Origin of the sequence: Hippea alviniae EP5-r (genome assembly GCF_000420385.1) — a bacterium.
GTDB lineage: Bacteria > Campylobacterota_A > Desulfurellia > Desulfurellales > Hippeaceae > Hippea > Hippea alviniae.
This window is the reverse complement of the sequence record NZ_ATUV01000001.1, coordinates 1,201,313-1,220,006: the sequence shown is the minus strand read 5'-3', so window position 1 is coordinate 1,220,006 and position 18,694 is coordinate 1,201,313. Positions and strand designations below refer to the sequence as shown.

At 38.2% G+C, this 18,694-nt stretch carries 24 protein-coding genes and 1 tRNA gene; 21 read left to right on the top strand and 4 right to left on the bottom strand.

Annotated features, from left to right (window positions below):
• Positions 1 to 3 precede the first annotated feature (3 nt).
• The 13 genes from rplO (at position 4) to G415_RS0106255 (ending at position 8,019) form a co-directional block, all read left to right on the top strand.
• A complete protein-coding gene (rplO, locus tag G415_RS0106315; protein ID WP_022670796.1) occupies positions 4 to 438 on the top strand; it encodes a 50S ribosomal protein L15 in 435 nt (144 codons plus the stop codon).
• A complete protein-coding gene (secY, locus tag G415_RS0106310; RefSeq protein ID WP_022670794.1) occupies positions 435 to 1,733 on the top strand; it encodes a preprotein translocase subunit SecY in 1,299 nt (432 codons plus the stop codon). The genes rplO and secY overlap by 4 nt, the downstream gene beginning before the upstream one ends.
• A gap of 10 nt (positions 1,734 to 1,743) precedes the next feature.
• The gene (locus G415_RS0106305) at positions 1,744 to 2,385 is read left to right on the top strand and encodes an adenylate kinase (protein WP_022670793.1); all 642 of its coding nucleotides are present in this window, start codon (positions 1,744 to 1,746) and stop codon (positions 2,383 to 2,385) included.
• Positions 2,382 to 3,140 (top strand): type I methionyl aminopeptidase, encoded by a 759-nt coding sequence (gene map, locus G415_RS0106300; protein ID WP_022670792.1) that lies wholly within the window; start codon positions 2,382 to 2,384, stop codon positions 3,138 to 3,140. The genes G415_RS0106305 and map overlap by 4 nt, the downstream gene beginning before the upstream one ends.
• Positions 3,141 to 3,143: 3 nt before the next feature.
• Entirely contained in the window at positions 3,144 to 3,362 is a 219-nt protein-coding gene (gene infA, locus G415_RS0106295) for a translation initiation factor IF-1 (protein ID WP_022670791.1), read from the top strand.
• Positions 3,363 to 3,378: 16 nt separating this feature from the next.
• Positions 3,379 to 3,492, top strand: a complete 114-nt coding sequence (gene rpmJ, locus G415_RS0106290; protein ID WP_022670790.1) for a 50S ribosomal protein L36 — start codon at positions 3,379 to 3,381, stop codon at positions 3,490 to 3,492.
• Positions 3,493 to 3,503: 11 nt separating this feature from the next.
• On the top strand, positions 3,504 to 3,863 hold the full coding sequence (gene rpsM / locus G415_RS0106285) for a 30S ribosomal protein S13 (protein WP_022670788.1): 360 nt from the start codon (positions 3,504 to 3,506) through the stop codon (positions 3,861 to 3,863).
• 15 nt (positions 3,864 to 3,878) lie between these two features.
• Entirely contained in the window at positions 3,879 to 4,268 is a 390-nt protein-coding gene (rpsK, locus tag G415_RS0106280; protein ID WP_022670787.1) for a 30S ribosomal protein S11, read from the top strand.
• A 14-nt stretch (positions 4,269 to 4,282) separates the two neighbouring features.
• Positions 4,283 to 4,909 (top strand): 30S ribosomal protein S4, encoded by a 627-nt coding sequence (gene rpsD, locus G415_RS0106275; protein WP_022670786.1) that lies wholly within the window; start codon positions 4,283 to 4,285, stop codon positions 4,907 to 4,909.
• A gap of 22 nt (positions 4,910 to 4,931) precedes the next feature.
• Positions 4,932 to 5,954 carry a DNA-directed RNA polymerase subunit alpha gene (locus tag G415_RS0106270; protein ID WP_022670785.1) on the top strand — a complete coding sequence of 341 codons (1,023 nt, stop codon included), beginning with the start codon at positions 4,932 to 4,934 and terminating at the stop codon, positions 5,952 to 5,954.
• Positions 5,944 to 6,315, top strand: a complete 372-nt coding sequence (gene rplQ, locus G415_RS0106265; RefSeq protein ID WP_022670783.1) for a 50S ribosomal protein L17 — start codon at positions 5,944 to 5,946, stop codon at positions 6,313 to 6,315. Before G415_RS0106270 ends, rplQ begins: the two co-directional genes overlap by 11 nt.
• Positions 6,316 to 6,321: 6 nt before the next feature.
• Entirely contained in the window at positions 6,322 to 6,819 is a 498-nt protein-coding gene (lspA, locus tag G415_RS0106260; RefSeq protein WP_022670782.1) for a signal peptidase II, read from the top strand.
• Positions 6,820 to 6,891: 72 nt separating this feature from the next.
• The gene (locus tag G415_RS0106255; protein WP_022670781.1) at positions 6,892 to 8,019 is read left to right on the top strand and encodes an ATP-binding protein; all 1,128 of its coding nucleotides are present in this window, start codon (positions 6,892 to 6,894) and stop codon (positions 8,017 to 8,019) included.
• Between the two features lie 159 nt (positions 8,020 to 8,178).
• On the opposite strand, the gene G415_RS0106250 is transcribed toward G415_RS0106255, so the two are convergent.
• The 4 genes from G415_RS0106250 to G415_RS10055 all read right to left on the bottom strand — a co-directional run bounded on the left by G415_RS0106250 (position 8,179) and on the right by G415_RS10055 (position 11,571).
• Positions 8,179 to 8,256 (bottom strand) — tRNA-Pro (locus tag G415_RS0106250).
• On the bottom strand, positions 8,247 to 9,179 hold the full coding sequence (locus G415_RS10980) for a hypothetical protein (RefSeq protein WP_026939628.1): 933 nt from the start codon (positions 9,177 to 9,179) through the stop codon (positions 8,247 to 8,249). The genes G415_RS0106250 and G415_RS10980 overlap by 10 nt, the downstream gene beginning before the upstream one ends.
• Positions 9,176 to 10,006 (bottom strand): signal peptide peptidase SppA, encoded by an 831-nt coding sequence (gene sppA, locus G415_RS10765; protein ID WP_022670780.1) that lies wholly within the window; start codon positions 10,004 to 10,006, stop codon positions 9,176 to 9,178. The genes G415_RS10980 and sppA overlap by 4 nt, the downstream gene beginning before the upstream one ends.
• Positions 10,007 to 10,017: 11 nt before the next feature.
• Positions 10,018 to 11,571 carry a S1 RNA-binding domain-containing protein gene (locus G415_RS10055; protein WP_022670779.1) on the bottom strand — a complete coding sequence of 518 codons (1,554 nt, stop codon included), beginning with the start codon at positions 11,569 to 11,571 and terminating at the stop codon, positions 10,018 to 10,020.
• A gap of 135 nt (positions 11,572 to 11,706) precedes the next feature.
• Here G415_RS10055 and G415_RS0106230 point away from each other — a divergent pair, with 135 nt between their 5' ends.
• Genes G415_RS0106230 through G415_RS0106195 form a run of 8 tightly spaced genes read left to right on the top strand, consistent with a single transcriptional unit; the run spans position 11,707 to position 18,688 of the window.
• Complete coding sequence (locus G415_RS0106230; RefSeq protein WP_022670777.1) at positions 11,707 to 11,919, top strand: hypothetical protein; 213 nt, start codon at positions 11,707 to 11,709, stop codon at positions 11,917 to 11,919.
• Entirely contained in the window at positions 11,903 to 12,316 is a 414-nt protein-coding gene (locus tag G415_RS0106225; protein WP_022670776.1) for a PIN domain-containing protein, read from the top strand. The genes G415_RS0106230 and G415_RS0106225 overlap by 17 nt, the downstream gene beginning before the upstream one ends.
• A 39-nt stretch (positions 12,317 to 12,355) precedes the next feature.
• A complete protein-coding gene (locus G415_RS0106220) occupies positions 12,356 to 13,030 on the top strand; it encodes a histidinol phosphate phosphatase domain-containing protein (RefSeq protein WP_022670775.1) in 675 nt (224 codons plus the stop codon).
• The gene (locus tag G415_RS0106215) at positions 13,014 to 14,135 is read left to right on the top strand and encodes an outer membrane protein assembly factor BamB family protein (protein ID WP_022670774.1); all 1,122 of its coding nucleotides are present in this window, start codon (positions 13,014 to 13,016) and stop codon (positions 14,133 to 14,135) included. Before G415_RS0106220 ends, G415_RS0106215 begins: the two co-directional genes overlap by 17 nt.
• 3 nt (positions 14,136 to 14,138) lie before the next feature.
• Positions 14,139 to 15,980: an ATP-dependent zinc metalloprotease FtsH gene (gene ftsH, locus G415_RS0106210; RefSeq protein ID WP_022670773.1), complete on the top strand. Its 1,842-nt coding sequence runs from the start codon at positions 14,139 to 14,141 to the stop codon at positions 15,978 to 15,980.
• Positions 15,970 to 16,767 carry a universal stress protein gene (locus G415_RS0106205; protein ID WP_022670772.1) on the top strand — a complete coding sequence of 266 codons (798 nt, stop codon included), beginning with the start codon at positions 15,970 to 15,972 and terminating at the stop codon, positions 16,765 to 16,767. Before ftsH ends, G415_RS0106205 begins: the two co-directional genes overlap by 11 nt.
• Positions 16,764 to 17,438, top strand: a complete 675-nt coding sequence (locus G415_RS0106200; RefSeq protein WP_022670770.1) for an LOG family protein — start codon at positions 16,764 to 16,766, stop codon at positions 17,436 to 17,438. The genes G415_RS0106205 and G415_RS0106200 overlap by 4 nt, the downstream gene beginning before the upstream one ends.
• A complete protein-coding gene (locus tag G415_RS0106195) occupies positions 17,405 to 18,688 on the top strand; it encodes a glycerate kinase type-2 family protein (protein ID WP_081639343.1) in 1,284 nt (427 codons plus the stop codon). Before G415_RS0106200 ends, G415_RS0106195 begins: the two co-directional genes overlap by 34 nt.
• Positions 18,689 to 18,694 lie beyond the last annotated feature (6 nt).

The following is an 18,694-nucleotide window of genomic DNA, read 5'->3' as shown; positions in this document are numbered from 1 at the left end:
ACCATGGAACTTTACGAGCTTCCAAGAATTGTTAAGGATAGAAAGAGAGTCGGAAGAGGCGACTCAAGTGGCTGGGGTACAACAGCAGGCAGAGGAAACAAGGGTGAAAAACAGAGATCCGGTGGTGCAAAGCCTGCGTACTTTGAAGGTGGTCAGACGCCACTATACAGAAGACTTCCAAAGAGAGGCTTTAAAAATCCTTTCAGAGTAGAGTATCAAATTGTTAATGTAGGAAGACTCAACGAAGTATGTAATGATGGCGATTTGGTTGATATAAACTACATGGTAAAGGCTAACTTAATAAAGGGTAATAGGCCAGTTAAGGTGCTTGGAGAAGGTGAAATAACAAAGAAGATTACGGTTATAGCAGATGCATTCTCAAAGAGTGCTGTTGAGAAAATACAAAAAGCTGGTGGAAGTGTAGAGGTACTACAGTGAGGGAAGATTATTCAAATATTTTTAATATTCCCGAACTTAACAGAAGGCTTTTCTTTACACTTATAATGTTTATCGTTTTTAGAATTGCTGCACATGTGCCGACTCCCGGCGTTGACCCACATGTGTTGGCTGCCATTTTTGAACAGGCAAAGGGAACAGCCTTAGGCTTGTTCAACCTATTCTCTGGCGGAGCTATCAAAAACTTCAGTATTATATCACTCGGTATAATGCCTTACATCTCGGCAGCCATTATAATGGAGTTGCTTGGAGCTGTAAGTCCTGAGCTTGCGGCTTTAAAGAAGGAAGGCGAAGCTGGAAGAAGAAAGATAACAGAATACACAAGATACGGAACAGTTGTCATAGCGTTTCTGCAGGGTCTTGGTATAGCGGTAGGCCTTCAGTCTATGCATGGGCCTGGCGGCGCAAGTGTCGTTATATGGCATGGTCTTCCGTTTGTTCTGTTTACTGCTATGACTATGACGGCTGGTAGCGTGTTTTTGATGTTCGTAGGTGAACAGATAACAGAAAGGGGAATAGGAAACGGTATATCTTTGCTTATTTTTGCTGGTATCGTTGCGAGATTACCCGCAGCGTTGGGCAATCTATTCAGACTTGTCAGTGCGGGAGAGATGAGTTTTCTCTCTTTGCTTGTTATATTTGCCGTTGCCGTTGCCGTTGTTGCCTTTGTTGTGTTTGTTGAGCTTGCTCAAAGAAGAATACCTGTTCAGTATCCAAGAAGGATGGTTGGAAGAAGGCTTTATGGTGGTCAGACAAGCTATATACCGTTAAAAATCAATGTTTCTGGCGTTATACCACCAATCTTTGCTTCATCAATCCTTCTGTTTCCGGTCACAATAACAAAGATAGTAAATGTTCCGTTTTTAAAAACGCTTTCAGGTTATATAATGCCTGGTAGCTTGATTTATAGTGTTGTTTATGTAGGCTTAATTTTCTTCTTTGCTTACTTTTATACAGCTATTGTGTTTAATCCAAAAGAGATAGCTGAAAATCTAAAGAAAAACGGCGGTTTTGTTCCTGGCATAAGGCCGGGTAGATATACAGCAGAATACTTAGACTGGGTTCTTGATAGATTGACTTTTGGTGGTGCTATCTATCTTTCATTTGTATGTGTTTTGCCCTGGATTCTGATAAGAAGATTTAATGTGCCGTTCTATTTTGGTGGCACGGCACTGCTTATTGTGGTTCAGGTTGCTCTGGATACGATAATGCAGATTCAGGCTCATCTGTATATGAGAAATTACGAAGGTTTCTTGAAGAATAGAAGGACAAGATAGGGGGATTAACATGATTCTTATCTTGCTTGGTGCACCTGGTGTTGGTAAAGGCACGCAGGGTGTTTTGATAAGTAAAGAGTATGGAATTCCACAGATTTCAACGGGTGATATACTGAGAAAAGAAGTTAAAGAAGAAACGGAACTTGGCAAAAAAGCCAAACAATACATGGATAAAGGCGAGCTTGTTCCTGATGATATTATAATTGATATGATGGAGAAGAGAATAAAGGAAGACGATTGTAAAAACGGCTTTATCTTGGACGGTTTTCCAAGAACAACTACTCAGGCTGAAGCGTTTGATGAGATGCTGAAAAAGAATAGTTTGAGCCTTGATAAGGTTCTGCTTATAGATGTTCCAGAAGAAGAGATTGTTGAGAGATTAACAGGCAGAAGGGTGTGTCCAAATTGTGGTGCTGTGTATCACATAAAGAACAATCCGCCAAAACAGGAAGGTATCTGTGATAAGTGCGGCAGTAAGTTGATTCAAAGGGATGATGATACAGAAGAAGTTGTAAGAAATAGGCTTGAAGTGTATAAGAAATCGACGATGCCGCTTGTTGAGTATTACGAAAAACAGGGTAAGCTTGTTAAGATAGATGGAACGGGCAGGATAGAAGAGATATTCGAGAGGATTAAGAAGGCTTTAGGATGATTGTTCTTAAGAGTAAAGAAGAAATAGAGAAGATGCGGGTTGTAAACCGCATGGTGGGTGAAATACTTAACATCTTGAAAAATGAGGTAAAACCTGGTATAACCACCGAGTATTTGAATAGGGTTGCAGAAGAAGAGGCCAAAAAAAGGCATGCAAAGTGTGCCTTTAAAGGTTATGCTGGTTTTCCTAAGTCGCTGTGCACTTCAATCAACGAAGAGGTGGTGCACGGCATACCTTCAAAGAGAAGGGTTTTAAAGGAAGGTGATATTATAAGCCTTGATTTTGGCCTTATATACGATGGATGGTATGGCGATTCGGCAATTACCGTGGCTGTTGGTAAGATAGATGAGAAAAAGAAGAAACTGATGCAGGTTACAAGGGAAGCCCTGTATAGGGGCATTCAGCAGGCTAAGCCGGGCAACTTCCTGTATGATATCTCTGCGGCTATCCAAAGTTATGTTGAGAGTTTTGGCTTTAGTTCAGTAAGGGATTATGTAGGTCATGGGATTGGAAGGCAGCTTCATGAAGACCCGCAAGTCCCAAACTATGTGCCTTCAAAAACTGATAGAGGACCGCTGCTTAGGGTTGGTATGACTATGGCGATTGAGCCGATGATTAATGCGGGCACATGGAGGATTAAGGTTTTGAAAGATGGATGGACTGTTGTTACGGCTGATGGTGAACCATCGGCACATTTTGAGCATACGATAGCCATAACGGAAGACGGTCCAGTAATTTTAAGTGAGGTAAACTGAGTTATGGCAAAAGAGAAGAGTATTACCGTTGACGGTGAAGTTGTTGAAGCTTTGCCCAATGCTATGTTTAGGGTGAAGCTGTCCAATGGTCATATTGTTTTGGCTCATGTTGCTGGCAAGATGAGGATGCATTTTATCAAAATCTTGCCAGGTGATAAGGTTAAAGTTGAGCTGTCTCCTTACAGTATAGAAAGGGGACGAATAGTTTACAGATACAAGTAAAAGCGGAGGTTTTCAGATGAAGGTTAGACCGTCGGTAAAGAAGATGTGTCCTAAGTGTAAGATAATTAGAAGAAAAGGCGTTGTAAGGGTTGTATGCGAAAACCCTAAACATAAACAAAGACAGGGATAGTGGAGGTTTAAGTGGCTCGTATTGCAGGTGTTGAATTACCAAGGAATAAGAAGATATTTATCGCTTTGACTTACATTTACGGTATAGGTAGAAGCAGATCTATGGAGATTCTGCAGAAAGCCAATGTTGATCCAGACAAGAGAACGCATGAGCTGACTCCAGAAGAGATTCAGCGCATTAGAAGTGTTGTTGCCGATTACAAGGTTGAGGGTGAGCTAAGAAAAGAAGTTGCTATGAACATCAAGGCGTTGATGGACCTTGGCAACTATAGAGGACTCAGACACAGAAAGGGCTTACCAGTAAGAGGCCAAAGAACAAGAACAAACGCAAGAACGAGAAAAGGTAAGAAGAAAACAGTAGGTAGAAAGTAAAGGAGATGGGCGTAAATGGCTAAGAAGGTAGCTAAAAAGAAGAAAAAGGTAAAGAGAAATGTCGTAAGCGGCATAGCTCATATTCAGGCGACTTTTAACAATACAATCGTTACAATCACAGACCCTGACGGTAATGTTCTCTGCTGGTCTTCAGCTGGAGATAGTGGTTTTAAGGGCACAAGGAAGGGAACACCTTTTGCCGCTCAGCTTGCAGCTGAAAATGCTGCCAAGAAGGCTATGGCTATGGGCATGAAAGAGATTGATGTTAGGGTCAAGGGCCCAGGCCCTGGAAGGGAAACGGCTATAAGGGCATTGGCAAGTGCTGGATTAAGGGTTAAATCTATCAGGGATGTTACACCTATTCCGCACAACGGTTGCAGACCACCAAAAAGAAGAAGGGTATAAAGGAGAGATAGAGTATGGCAGTATATACTGGACCTGCTTGTAGAAGATGCAGAGCTTTGGGTGTTAAGCTCTTCTTAAAAGGCGAGAGATGCTTTACTGATAAATGCGCTTTTGAGAGAAGACCGTATCCACCAGGAAAAACGAGAAATACGAGAAGAAAACTCTCTTCTTATGCATTGCACTTGATGGAAAAGCAGAAGGCAAAAGCCGTATATGGCGTGCTTGAACGCCAATTTAGAAGATACTTTGAAGAGGCAAAAAGACAAAGAGGTGAAACAGGTGCTAATCTTGTTGTCCTGCTTGAGAGAAGGTTGGACAATGTTGTCTATAGAGCTGGTTTTGCATCTTCAAGAAGAGAAGCAAGAAGGCTTGTTTCTCACGGCCATATAAGGGTTAATGGTAGAAAGGTTGATATACCTTCTTATCTTGTAAAGAAGGGTGATGTGATTAGTGTTGCAGATAAAATGAAAAACAAAGAAGAGTTTAGAAGGAAGTTTGAAGAGAATACAAGAAGGTCGGCTGTATCATGGATAAGTGTTGACCTTGATAAGGTTGAAGCTGTATTCAACGATTATCCAACAAGGGATGATGTACAGCCACCATTCAACGAAAACGCCATAGTTGAGTTGTACTCCAAATAAAAATTAACGAAGGGATGCTAAAATGATGGGCGTTTTTAACTATTTGACTCTGCCAAAGGAAGTTAAGATTGAAGAACACACTCCAACTTACGGCAAGTTTGCTCTTGAACCTTTAAATGAAGGTTATGCAACAACCATAGGTAATGCCTTAAGAAGGATTCTGTTATCTTCTATTCCCGGCATAGCTATTGTTGGTGTTGAGATAGAGGGCGTTGAGAGTGAATTTAGCACAATTGATGGCGTTAAAGAAGATGTATTGAATATAATTCTTAATCTCAAACAGGTTAGATTCAGAGCCTTAAATGAAAACTTTGAGGAAGGTGAAGTTTACATCTCAAAGGATACACCAGGTGTAGTCACATCGGCGGATATTCAGCTTCCTGGCAATATAGAGATAGTTAACGACGATGTGTATATATGTGAGCTGATGGATGATGCAAAATTTGAAGCAAAAATTTATCTTAAAAAAGGCATTGGATATAAACAGGCAGATTACGAGATAGTTAACAGAGAGATAGGTTATATTCCTGTTGATGCGCTGTTTTCACCTATTGTTAAGGTTGCATATCACTCTGAAAAATCCACGATGAAAGACTATTATAACTACGAAAGATTAACAATAGAGATTCATACAGACGGAACAGTGTCTCCGCAGGAAGCTTTGAAAACCGCAAGTTATATTTTGGGTAATTATGTCTCTGTATTCGCTGGTGATTTCAAGAGAATTATAGAAGCTCAGCCGCTTAAGAAGAAAGAAGAAGAGCAGATAAATGAGAATCTTCTTAAACCGGTGGAGGAACTCGAGCTTAATGTCAGGGCTTCTAACTGTCTTGCAGCACACAACATTAAATACATATACGAACTTGTTCAGAAAACAGACCAGGAACTTTTAAGCACGAAGAACTTTGGAAAACAGTCACTAAAAGAGATAAAGGATTCTTTGAAACAGCTGGGATTGGAGCTTGGTATGAAGTTTGACGATGAGCAGCTTGAGAGAATAAAACAGCTTATTGCTGAAAAAGAAGGAGAAAGCGATGAGGCATAGAAAGGGATACAAAACATTAAGTATTGACGGTGAAAGAAGAAAGCATCTTTTGAGAAACCTTGCCATATCGTTGATAGAACACGAGAGGATTACAACCACAGATGCAAAGGCTAAAGAGCTTGTTAGGTTTATAAGCAAGCTTATAACGAAAGCTAAGAATGATACTCTTGCTAACAGAAGGATAGTTTATTCAAGGTTAAACAACAATAAGAAGGCTGTTAGAAAGCTGTTTGATGAGATAGCTCCAAGATTTGCATCAAGAAACGGTGGTTATGTAAGAAGAATAAAGTTGGGCTTTAGAAAAGGCGATGCAGCTCCTATCTCTATTGTGGAGTTTGTTGAGAAATCCGAAGAGAGCTAATCTCTAATGGATAAAAACGGCATAAAAGGAGTATCTCTGATACTCCTTTTTTTTATTTTAGATTACTTTTCCAAGTCCTATATAGCATCGAACTTGCCTTTAAACTCATCAATAGAAGTTATAAAGGGTTTTTTTAATATTGTTCACATAAGAAATGCGGGTATAGCATTTGGTGTATTTGCTCATCTTCCACCATCTATCAGGCTTATAGCTTTGGGTGGTATAAGTATTGTTGTGTTTGTTGTGGTTTTATATCTTATTTTGCGTGGGAAGGATAGAAATTGGTTGTATATCGTATCTCTTGCCTTCTTAGGCGGCGGCGATTTGGGTAATCTATACGATAGAATTTTTAAAGGTTATGTTGTTGATTTCTTGGATTTTCACATCGGTAATTATCATTATCCCGCCTTCAATCTTGCCGATACATTCATAACAGTTGGCATATTTTTGTTGTTTGTTTATAAATTCCTGCCAGCTTTTTCTAAAACCGAGACAAAGTCTTAATTTACAATCTTTTGATTTTTTGTTGTTATTTTATATTATTGAGAAGGATACAAGATTTATAGGGAGAGTGAAATGTTAACTGAAATCTTAAGAGAGAAGGGCTACAAAGTCTTTAGAAATTATCCGTTTGTTGATAGGGAAGAAGAGATAGCCTTTCTGAAAGAATATTTTGAAACGGAACCAAGCAGAATCCTGTTTCTCTACGGTCCAAAATCTTCAGGCAAAACAACACTCATTGAGTATGTCGTTGAAAACGAGCTATTTGAAGATTTTGAGAATCTGAAGCCAAGAGATAACTATTGGGTTAGGTATGTAAACTTAAGAGGGAAACTCATATCAAGCTACGGGACATTCTTTGAGTCTTTCATTAAGTCAGAAGAAGATTATGAAGTTCAAAAAAGTATATCTGCAGGAGTGTCTATTGCAGTAATCACACTTAAAGCAGAAGTCTTAAAACAGGTAAAAGAGAGAAAAAAGGATTTATTTGATGCTCTAATAGATGAACTTTATAAAAAGGTAAAGAAAGAAAATAAAAAACCCATTCTCATTATTGATGAGATTCAGACATTGGAAGAGATTTACATCAATGGAGAAAGAGAGCTCCTAAAAGAGTTTTTAAACTTCTGTGTAAGATTGACAAAAGAGACGCATCTGTCTCATGTTGTAATTTTGACAAGCAATACAATATTTTTGAACAGGATTTATAATGACTCTAAGCTGAAAGAGACGAGCATATTTAAAAGAATAGACCACCCGTCAAAGGAGATAGCAGAAAAACTGCTTAAGGATTTGGGATACAATGAGAGTCAGATTAATCTGATACTTGAGTATTTCGGTAATATAATTAGCAGGCTGTTGTATCTGTACACATTCATAAAACCCGAAGATTCCATTGAAAAGTTAAAGGAGTTCTTAGAGAAAGAGAAACTCAATGCGAAGATGCAAATACTTGAGATATTAAAAAGATATAAAAAATATAACCTTCCTAAGAATGCCGAAGAGATATTTATGAATATTGCAGATAGACTAATGAAAGATGGGTTGAATTTTAAGGATTTAACAGAAGAAGAGACAGAGCTAATTGATATACTGTGCGAAAGAGAGATTCTCTTCTTTGACCCACAAACTGGCATTATAACACCAAACAGCAGGATTTATTTGAAAGCAGTGGAAGATTTGGTGTTGAGTGTGAAGCAATAAGGAGAAAGGGTCGTTTGAGTAATATCAAGAAATGGGAATTTAAGAGAACGGGTTTGAATGTAAATGAAGGGTATCCACATTGTATCTACATTAGCCTATTTGGTAGGTAAATACCTGATTTACTGATTGCTGTGATTGGCGTTGGAATAAGCTTTTCAATGGTCGGGGCGGGCGGATTTGAACCGCCGACCACTTGAACCCCATTCAAGTGCGCTATCCAGGCTGCGCTACGCCCCGTTTTTTATCGGTTTGATTATAGGGTAAAAGCCACTCTTTTTCAAGGTTTTGATAAGCTGGGTGTTTGGCGATGCGAATTTAACTGTATATATCAATTTTGTTTTTCTTTTTGGTTTAAAATACAGTTTGAAAGGCGTTTTTGACCATGCTTTTGCATAGGCTATCTTTTTTGTTTTGTCTATGTTTTTGTCTATCAGGGCAAAGTATAGAAGGTTGATGTTTTTGATTGCATATACTTTGTACCCTTTCTTCTTTAAAACCTTTGCAAACTCCAGTATCTTCGGATAACTGTAAAAACCACCGACATAGACATCGTATAGCTTTATAGTTGAGACTGGTTTTGATGATACCTTAAACTCACTTATGCCAAAAGAGTTTAGAATAGATTTAAGTCTGTCCATCCTTGTTGTTTTAACCGTTATCTCATAAATAACACTTTTGCTTTGTTCGGTTTTCTTTTTTGGTTTCTCTTTTGGTTTGAGTTGCGGTGGAAGTGGCGGAGTGTAAGCTTCTTTTTGTTTTATAGAGCTTCTCTTAGGTAGATTTTCAAAGTTTAGGCTGATCTTGAATATAGCTTCTTGTTGTTTCTCTTGTATCTCTTTTACAGAAACTTTTGTCTGTTTTTTGGTTGTTTTCTCTTTTTTTGTTATCTGTTGATGCTTGATTGCTGGTTTATGTTTAAGTTTAATCTCCTGCTTTTTAATCTCTTCTTTGTGTATTGGTTTTTCCTTGTGGGTGGCTATATGTGTTGTTGGTATGGGTTTTTCGGTTATGCTTTTTAAAAGATATACGCTAACGGCTAAGATGACGATTGTAATGCCAATGATTATGCCTATGAATACGACAATTTTGGGTTTTTTGTATTTTCTGGGTATGTCTATTTCTGATGGAACCTGACTCTTTTTAAGGTTTATGTTTATCATCTTGCCATCATTTTAATTGTGGGTTTTGAGATTATCTCTAAATAATCGTATGTCTCGTTAAGCAATTTTGAAAGAGAGCTCTCCTTTGGGTTGAAATTTTCAAAGGATACAGGTTCATCTATTTTTTTTCTTATCAGCTCTTTTGCCTTATTTAATCCGCCCGTTGAGTCTATGAGTTTTAATTTAAGGGCTTCATTTCCGGTGAATACACTTCCGTCTGCTATCTGTTTTAGTTTGTTTAATGGTATATGTCTGCTTGATGAGACAGCGTTCAAAAACTGCTCATATACGCTGTTTAGCAGATTTTGAATCATCTTTTTGTCTTCTTCTGTTGGTTTTCTGAACGGGTTTCCTACATCTTTAACTTTTCCTGTTTTTACGACGAATAGACTTACACCCAACCTTTTTGCAAGTTCTGATACATTAATTGTCTCAAATATCACACCTATGCTGCCAATTATAGATGCAGGATATGATATGATTTTGCCTGCTCCGCATGCTGCATAATAGGCTCCACTTGCTCCAACATCTTCGATTAGCGCTATAGTGAATTTCTTTTTCGATGCTTTTTTTATAGCTATGAAAAGTCTTTGACTTGCAACTGCTTCACCACCACCTGAGTTTATTTTGATGAGTATGGCTTTTATGTTAGCTGATTTTACTGCTCTGTTTATAGATTTTATTATCTCGTTGGCTTTTTTAGATGTTATTAAGCCGTCGATTTTTATGAGTGCGACATTGCTCTTTTTAGAAGAAAAATAGACAACATTGGCTATAAATATAAAAACGAATATTCCAACAGCATATTTTATTATCTTTTTTGCCATTGTTTATGTTGTTATTCGTTTACAAAGCCAGATATGAGCCTTTTCTTATCCTTGTCAATTCTTAAGATTTTTACCTTTACTGTTTCTGTTGGCTTTGGCTGAAGATTGTTGTATTCGCTTTTTGGAACAAGGCTCTCAATACCCTTCTCTATTTTTACAAAACTGCCAAATGGTTTTACGCTTACGACTTTGGCTTCAACAATATCACCTGCTGAATATTTTTTATCGACATCTTCCCACGGGTCTTTTGTGAGCTGTTTTAATCCAAGTGCTATTTTTTCCTTTTCTTTATCGATGCTTAAAACCTTTACCTTGATTTTATCACCAAGCTGCAGATTTGGTTTCTCTTCTTTATCCCACGATAAATCGTTTTCGTGTATTAACCCTTCAACACCGTCTTCCAGTTTTACAAATACGCCGAACTCTTTTATGCCTGTTATCGTGCCTTCAACTATGTCTTCGGGTTTATACCTTTCTTCGATGTTTTCCCAAGGATACGGTTTTGTCTGTTTTATTGAAAGAGACATGCGTCTATTCTCTTTGTCTATGCCAGTGATTTTAACCTTTACAGTATCGCCAATTTTGTATAGCTCATCAATCTTTGGTGGATATTTGTCATAACTTACTTCACTTTTGTGGACAAGGCCTTCTATGCCTTCAGCTATCTCAACAAATATGCCGTAATCCACGATGTTAACGATTTTGCCTTCGGTTATCTGCTCGACTGAGAACTTGTTTTCAATGTCTTCCCACGGGTCTTTTGTTAACTGCTTCATTCCAAGGTATATCTTCTTTTTACCTTCGCTCTCTTCTATCTTGATGATTTTTACCTGTATCTCTTCGCCAAGTTTTACAAGTTCTGACGGATGAGATACTCTGCTGTATGACATGTCGGTTATGTGAACTAAACCGTCAACTCCACCCAAGTCAACAAACACACCGTAATCTGTTATATTTTTAACCTTTCCCGTTAACACGGCATCTTCTTTTATCTTTTCCCAGATGCGCTGCTGTTTCTCTCTCTCTTCTTCTTCAAGAAGAACCTTTCTCGATAAGACAGCATTTCTCTTTGCTTCGTTTATGTTTACAACTTTGAACTCAAACTCTTTACCAACATAGGAAGGGTAATTTTTGATTGGTCTCAGCTCGACTTGAGAACCGGGCAAAAAAGCAAAGTATCCATCTATTCTTACGGTAAATCCACCGTTTACAAGGCTTTTTATTCTGCCTTTTACCGTTTTGTTCTCTTTGTATGCTTCAAGGACTTTATTCCAGCCCTTGATTCTCTCTGCTGCTGCTTTTGAAAGTATTTCAAACCCGTCATCGTTTGTTTTGTTGAAGAATACTGCTTCAACTTCATCACCAACATTTACATTTACATTGCCATCATCATCCATAAACTCTTTCAGTTTTATTACGCCTTCGGATTTGTATCCTATATCGACATACACATCTTCATCTGTTATTTTTATAACCTTTCCCTTTACTATGTCTCCACTGTCGAAGTTTTTGAAAACATCGTCATAGTTTACCATTGTTTGAACATCTTTTTCCGTGTTTGACATAAAATCTCCCCCTTCTTTTTTAAACTTTTAACCATTATAACTGTGGCTTAAATTTTGTCAATAAATAAACCCAATAACAAATATTTGAAAATGCGTTGGTGTGGTTGTATGATGTGAAAAAACGAGGTGAATGATATGCGTGCTTTTTTGAAAGGTGATAAAGTGGTTTATGAGTTTGAAGTCGGAAATGTAGATGAAGAGCTTTTGCTTATGTTTTCTGCTATGGAGATAGGAAGTAAAAGTAAAGCCAAAGAAGAAGACATAATCTCTCTTTCTGATGAAATAGTTGGAAAATGGTGGAATGAGAATAAGGATAGGTTTTTAAAGGTTGATGAGAATAGTAGTTGATAGTAATATAGTCTTCTCTGCCCTTTTGAGTAAAGATAACAGATGTAGAAGAGTGCTCTTTCAGAAAAAGTTTGAATTTTTTACTTGTAATTTTTTGATGGTTGAAATCTTTGAAAATAAAGATAAGCTGGTGAAAGTATCTAAGTTAAGCGAGAATGATTTGATTTTGCAATTGTCGAGTATATTTTCCAGAATTCACTTTTTCCCGGAAGATTTTATTCCTAAACACTTTTTTATAAAAGCGTATGAAATATGCAAAATTGTTGATGATAAAGATACTCCCTTTGTTGCTCTGTCTTTGTTTTTAAATGCTAAGCTTTTAACGGGAGATAAAAAGTTAAAAGAGTCTCTAAAGGGTAAAATTGATATTGTGTCTATCAAAGAATTAGATTTGTAAAAACTTGACACTGTTTTTGGTAAAACTTAAAATTCTCCTATGATTGATTTGCATACACACACGCTCTTTAGTGACGGTGAGCTTATCCCTTCTGAGCTTGCAAGAAGGGCTAAAGATATAGGATACAGGGCGATAGCATTTACTGACCATGTTGATTTCTCGAATATGGCGTTTGTAATAGAGAATGTTAGAAGGGCAACAGAAGGGCTTGAGCAGTATTTTGGTTTATATGTTTTTGCTGGTGTTGAGATTACACATGTTCCACCGGAGTTGATTCCTGAGTCTATTGAGCTTGCAAGAAGGCTTGGTGCTCAGATTGTTGTTGTGCATGGTGAGAGTCCTGTTGAGCCTGTGGCTAAAGGCACAAATAGAGCTGCGATATTAGGGCGATGCGATATACTTGCCCATCCGGGTTTGATAAGCTTTGAAGATGCTAAACTTGCAGAAGAGAACGGAGTTTATCTTGAGATAAGCGCAAGGAGTGGACATAGTTTTACCAATGGTCATGTCTTTAGAATGGCAAAAAAGGCAAATGCGAAATACCTGCTTAACACAGATACACACTCGCCTAATAACCTTATAACAACGGAGTTTGCAAGGGTTGTATTGAAGGGTAGCGGCATGAGCGATGAGGAGGTATCCGAAGCCTTTAAAAATTCTGAAGAGCTGTTAGATAAATTGCTAAAGAGGAGATACGATGAGAAAAACTTTTAGTATTATTCTGGTTATTGTGGCTTTTATTTTATCTTCGTGTTCTTCTTCAAAGAAGCTTGTTTTGAAGGTTGAAGAGCATAAGAACATTGAGCAGGCTCTTACTGTTCCTGTTGATTACTCATCTATTGCCGATATTGGAGATGTTGGGTATAAAGCTGAGCTTTTTAATTATAATGGGTATCTTTATATCGGCAATTTGGATGGTGAAGTTTATAAGATAGACCCAAAAAATGGAGATAAAGAGCTTGTTGTTGAGTTTGATGAGCAGCCGATAGAAGCAGGAGTTGTCGTTGATGGTGATTATCTGTTTGTTGGAACGACAAAAGGTTGGTTGTATAAGGTTGATTTGAAAAGCAAAAAGGTTGTTGCAAAAAGGAGATTTGATTTTCCTGTTGTTGGGCATTTGTATATAAAAGATGGCAATCTCTATGTTGTAAGCGAAAATGACATACTTTACTGTTTAGATGAGAGTGATTTAAAAACAGTCTGGAAGTATGCTCATGGCGAACCAAACATGTTTGATATAAGAGGATTCTCTGGCATCTATTTTGGAGATGATGGTCTGTATATTGGATTTGACGATGGAAGTGTGGATAAGGTCTCATATAAAGGAGACCAGATTTGGGAAGCCGAAGTGGGTGAAGGCAGTATGTTTGTAGATGCCGACACAACACCTTTACTGAACGGTAATATTGTCTATGTCTCATCTGTTAGGGGATATACAGAAGCCCTAAAAACGGACGATGGCTCGCTTGTTTGGAAAAGGAAGATTTCGAGTTATTCCAACATGCAAGCTAACATATTTGGCCTGTTTTTGGCCGATGATAATGGTAATGTCTATTGTCTTGATTTGTCTGGCGGTGAGACGATATGGAAAAAGAGACTCACACTCGAAGGCAATATATACTCACTTAAACTTGTTGGCAGCATTCTGTTTGCTTTAACAAGCGATGGGAAGCTTATAGCCCTTGACCCTTTAACGGGCAAGATACTGGATATAAAAGATATAGGCGGTGAGTTTAGCTCTTATATGATGTTGTGCTGCAACAAGCTGTTCTTTGTCTCTCGAGATGGTGATATTTACGCTGTATTTTCCAAGAGATAAACAATGAGCGACAAAGAGAATAGGCAGCTTAAAGGTTTCAATAACTTCTCAAAGTTTCTTGCTATATATCTGTTAATTGGCATATCAATGCTCTATATGTATCAATACTTTACACGCACGCAGCAGGTCGAGATATCGTATTCTAAGTTTAAGAGTTTGCTTTTGGAAGATAAGATAAAAAAGTGCACGATATCCGAAAAATACATAAGCGGTGTTTATTTAAGTAAGGAAGGTAAAGAGAAGAGATTTATAACGGTTGCCGTCAATGACCCTGACCTTGTAAAGGAGTTGCAAGCCCATCATGTGGATTTTTCAGGAAAGGTGACGAATACATGGCTAACCAATCTCATATTTGGCTGGATTCTGCCCTTTGGGTTTCTGTTTTTCATCTGGTGGTTGATGACACGGAAGATGCGCGGCACAAGTGGTGGCTTGTTTGGTTTTGGTAAGGGCAGGTTTAAGGTTTATTTGAACGAGAAACCCGATGTTAAGTTTTCCGATGTTGCAGGTGCAGAAGAAGCAAAGCAGGAGATTCAAGAGATTGTCGAGTATTTGAAAGACCCGCAGAAGTATCAAAGACTCGGTGGAAGAGCACCAAAGGGAGTTCTTTTGGTTGGTGCACCGGGCGTTGGAAAGACGCTTTTTGCAAAAGCAACAGCGGGTGAAGCAGGCGTTCCGTTTATTAGTATCAGTGGTTCTGAGTTTATTGAGATGTTTGTTGGTGTAGGTGCAAGCAGAGTAAGAGACCTGTTTAATGAAGCAAAAAAGCTATCTCCATGCATCGTGTTTATCGACGAGATAGATACCATAGGCAAAAGCAGGGCTATGAGTTCTTTAACCAGCAATGATGAGAGAGAACAGACCCTAAATCAGCTGCTTGCTGAGATGGATGGTTTTGATTCGTCTAAGGGCGTTATCATAATGGCTGCAACAAATAGGCCAGAGATATTAGACCCTGCGCTTCTGCGCCCTGGTAGGTTCGATAGGCAGATTATAGTTGATAAGCCTGATGTTAAAGGCAGGGAAGAGATATTCAAGGTTCACATAAAGAAGATTAAAATTGGCGGTGATGTAGATATAAAGAAACTTGCCCAGATGACACCCGGTCTTGTTGGTGCTGATATAGCCAATATAGTAAACGAGGCTGCCCTGCTTGCAGCACGAGAGAATGCAGACAGCGTTCATATGGAGCATTTTGAAGAAGCTATAGAGAGACAGATTGCAGGTTTGAAGAAAAAGAACAAGGTTATATCTGAAGAAGAGAAGAAACGGGTTGCATACCATGAGTCTGGCCATGCGATATGTGCCTATCTTCTGCCTGGTGCAGACCCTGTTCATAAGATTTCCATTATACCAAGAGGGTTATCTGCGCTTGGATACACCCAACAATTGCCCGTTGATGATAGGTATCTTTTAACAAAGGAAGAGATGCTTGATAAGGTGATAACCCTGCTTGGTGGAAGAGCTGCAGAAGAGCTCATTTTTGGCAGTATTTCAACAGGAGCGCAGAATGACCTTTCACGGGCAACAGACATTGTTAGGGCTATAGTTAGTCAGTTTGGAATGGATGAGAAGATAGGATTGATGGTTGTTGAAGAGCCAACGGGCCCAAGATTTTTATCTGGAGATGGATTTTTGGCAAGGGCTGATAAGGTGAGCGAGAAGACAAAAGAGATGGTTGATGAAGAGATATCAAGGATTTTGAAGGAGTCTTACGATAGAGCAAAAGAGATACTTCAGAACAATAGAGATAAACTTGAAAAACTTGCAAGTGAACTTCTGAAAAAGGAAGTTATAAACGAAGAAGAGCTAAAAGCAATTATGGAGGGAGACAGTGGAAATTAAAAATATTCTTGCCTGCGTCGATTCAAGCGATTATGGTGTATCTGTAAGCAGATTTTCCTGTTTTATTGCAAAGAAATTTAATGCCCATGTTAAGGGTTTTCATGTGATTGATATTATGCAGCTTGAAGGGCCATTCATGTATGATTTGAGCGGTGCTTTGGGTTTTGAGCCTTTTGGCGATTTCTCTTCAAAGATAAGGGCTATACTTGAAGAGAAGGGAAAGAATGTGTTGATGGCTTTTGAGAGTATAGCGAAGGACTTTGGTGTTGAATACTCTTCTGAGATGGAAACAGGAGTTGTCTCATCAACTATCCTTTCGGCAGAGAGCGAATACGACATTGTCTGTTTAGGGCTTAAAGGTGTTAATGAAGATTACGAAAGGGGCATTCTGGGTTCAAATATAGAGTCTGTTTTGAGAAGGTCAAAAAAGACACTACTTGTTGTTCCGAAGCACTTTTATACTCCATCTGTTGTGCTTGCATTTGTCAATGAGAAGGAGATTTCTTTGAAGGCTTATGAGTATGCCAAGGCATTTGCCGATAGGTTTGGCATTGAATTTAAGGCTATCTATTTTAAGAAGAATGATGTGAGTCTACCAGATGATGTTGAAGTTAGAGAAGCAGACAGGGTTGCAGATGCAATAGAAGAAGAGATAAAGAAGGTTGAAAAGCCTATTGTTTTTATGGGTGCTTATGCAAAGTCGAAGCTTAAAGAGATTTTGCTTGGAAGCACAACGGAGAATGTGCTTAAAAAAGAGCTTGGCGTTGCGTTTATGGTGGTAAGATGAAGGATATACAGAAAGAGTTTTTAGAAAATAGAGACAAGAATAAAGATATTTGGCGGATGTTCAGGATTGTTGCGGAGTTTACCGAAGCATTCGATGAGCTTTACGATTTAGGGCCTGCTGTCGCAATTTTTGGTTCTGCAAGGGCTAAAGAAGGTGATTTTTATTATGAGAAAGCTTATGAGCTTGGAAAAGCCTTTGTTAAGTCTGGCTATGCCATAATCACAGGCGGTGGACCCGGTATAATGGAAGCTGCAAATAAGGGAGCGTTTGAGTCTGGCGGAGTGTCTGTTGGTTTAAATATAGAGCTTCCGCATGAGCAGCATCTTAACCCTTATGTAAATGTACCCTTAAATTTTAAGTATTTTTTTGCAAGAAAGGTTAGTTTTGTCAAGTATGCGGTTGGTTTTGTTGTTATGCCCGGTGGATATGGAACACTTGATGAGCTGTTTGAGAGTCTTGTTTTGATTCAGACAAAAAAGATAGGTCAGTTTCCTGTTGTTCTATTTGGCAGAGAGTTTTGGCTTGAAGTGATTGATTTCTTGAAATTTCTTGCAAAAAGGGAGTATATCGATAAGAAAGATGTTGAGCTTGTGAAGGTTAGCGACAGTATAGAAGAAGTTGTTGATTATATTAGAAGATGCACCTTCCCTATAACCAACAGCAAGCATTAGAATTGCACAAAATAGCCTTTGAAAGCATATCAAAGGGTTTAGAATCCGTATCTGCTTATAACTCTTTGAAAAGTAGTTGTATAATTGAAGATGGTTGTCTAAGGATTGAAGATTCAATTTATGACCTGAATAGAAGGGTGTTTCTCTTCTCTTTTGGTAAAGCTGCATGTGATATGGCAAAGTTTTTTGCCGAAAGGATTGAAATTTACAAAGGCGTTGTTGCTTCTAACAAGCCTTGTGGTTTTTCTTTTTTCAATATTGAGTTTTTTCTTTCTTCCCATCCTTTTCCCAGTGAGAATAGCATAAAAGCTGCTGATAGGTTAATTGAGTTAACCAAAGAGATGGAATCTAACGACCTTGTGATATTTCTTATCTCTGGCGGTGCATCTTCTATTGTTGAAAAGCCGATAATAGATATCAATAGCTATGTTGACATAATGAGAAAACTTTTAAGTAAGAATTACTCAATCTATGAGATAAATAGCGTTAGAAAAGGGCTGTCTCTGATTAAAGGCGGTAAGATTTTAAGAAAGATAAACTCAAAGGTGCTGGCTTTTGTTGTTAGTGATGTTGTTGGTGATGATTTATCTGTTGTAGGCTCTTCGTTGACATATTTTGACAATTCAACAGAAAAGGAGTTTGTAAGGATTTTATCTGAGCTTGGTTTTAGGATAGATGTAAAATACGATACGGTAGACAGAAGTGAGTTTGAAAAGATGGATGTGAAAAATTATATAGTTGCATCAAACGGGAAGATGTGCAAAAGCATGTGCAATTTTCTCAAAGAGAAAAATTTTGAAGTTATGTATCTTGGTTCTCAAATTCAGGGAGATGTTAATTGTGTTGCGGATTTTGTATCTTCTGTCGCTAAGGAGATGTTGAACGGTTCTATAGAGATTAAAAAGCCTGCTGCTTTGGTTTTTGGTGGTGAGACAACGGTTGATTTAAAAAGCGATGGAGTAGGCGGGAGAAATCAGCATCTTGCTTTGCTTGTTGCCAAAAGGATGAAGGGATTTAAGGATTTTGTATTCGTTAGTTTTGCAACCGATGGTAGGGATGGAAACTCAAGCAACGCAGGTGCATGGGTTGATGGTAGTTTGTATAAAGATGTTGAAAGGTTAAATCTTGATGTGGATTACTATCTTGAAGCCTTCAATAGTGCAATCTTTTTCGATAAACTAAAAAGGTCTATTAAAAGCTTTGATACAAAGACAAATGTTGCTGATGTTGGGCTATTTCTCTTTAAATAGTTTTGA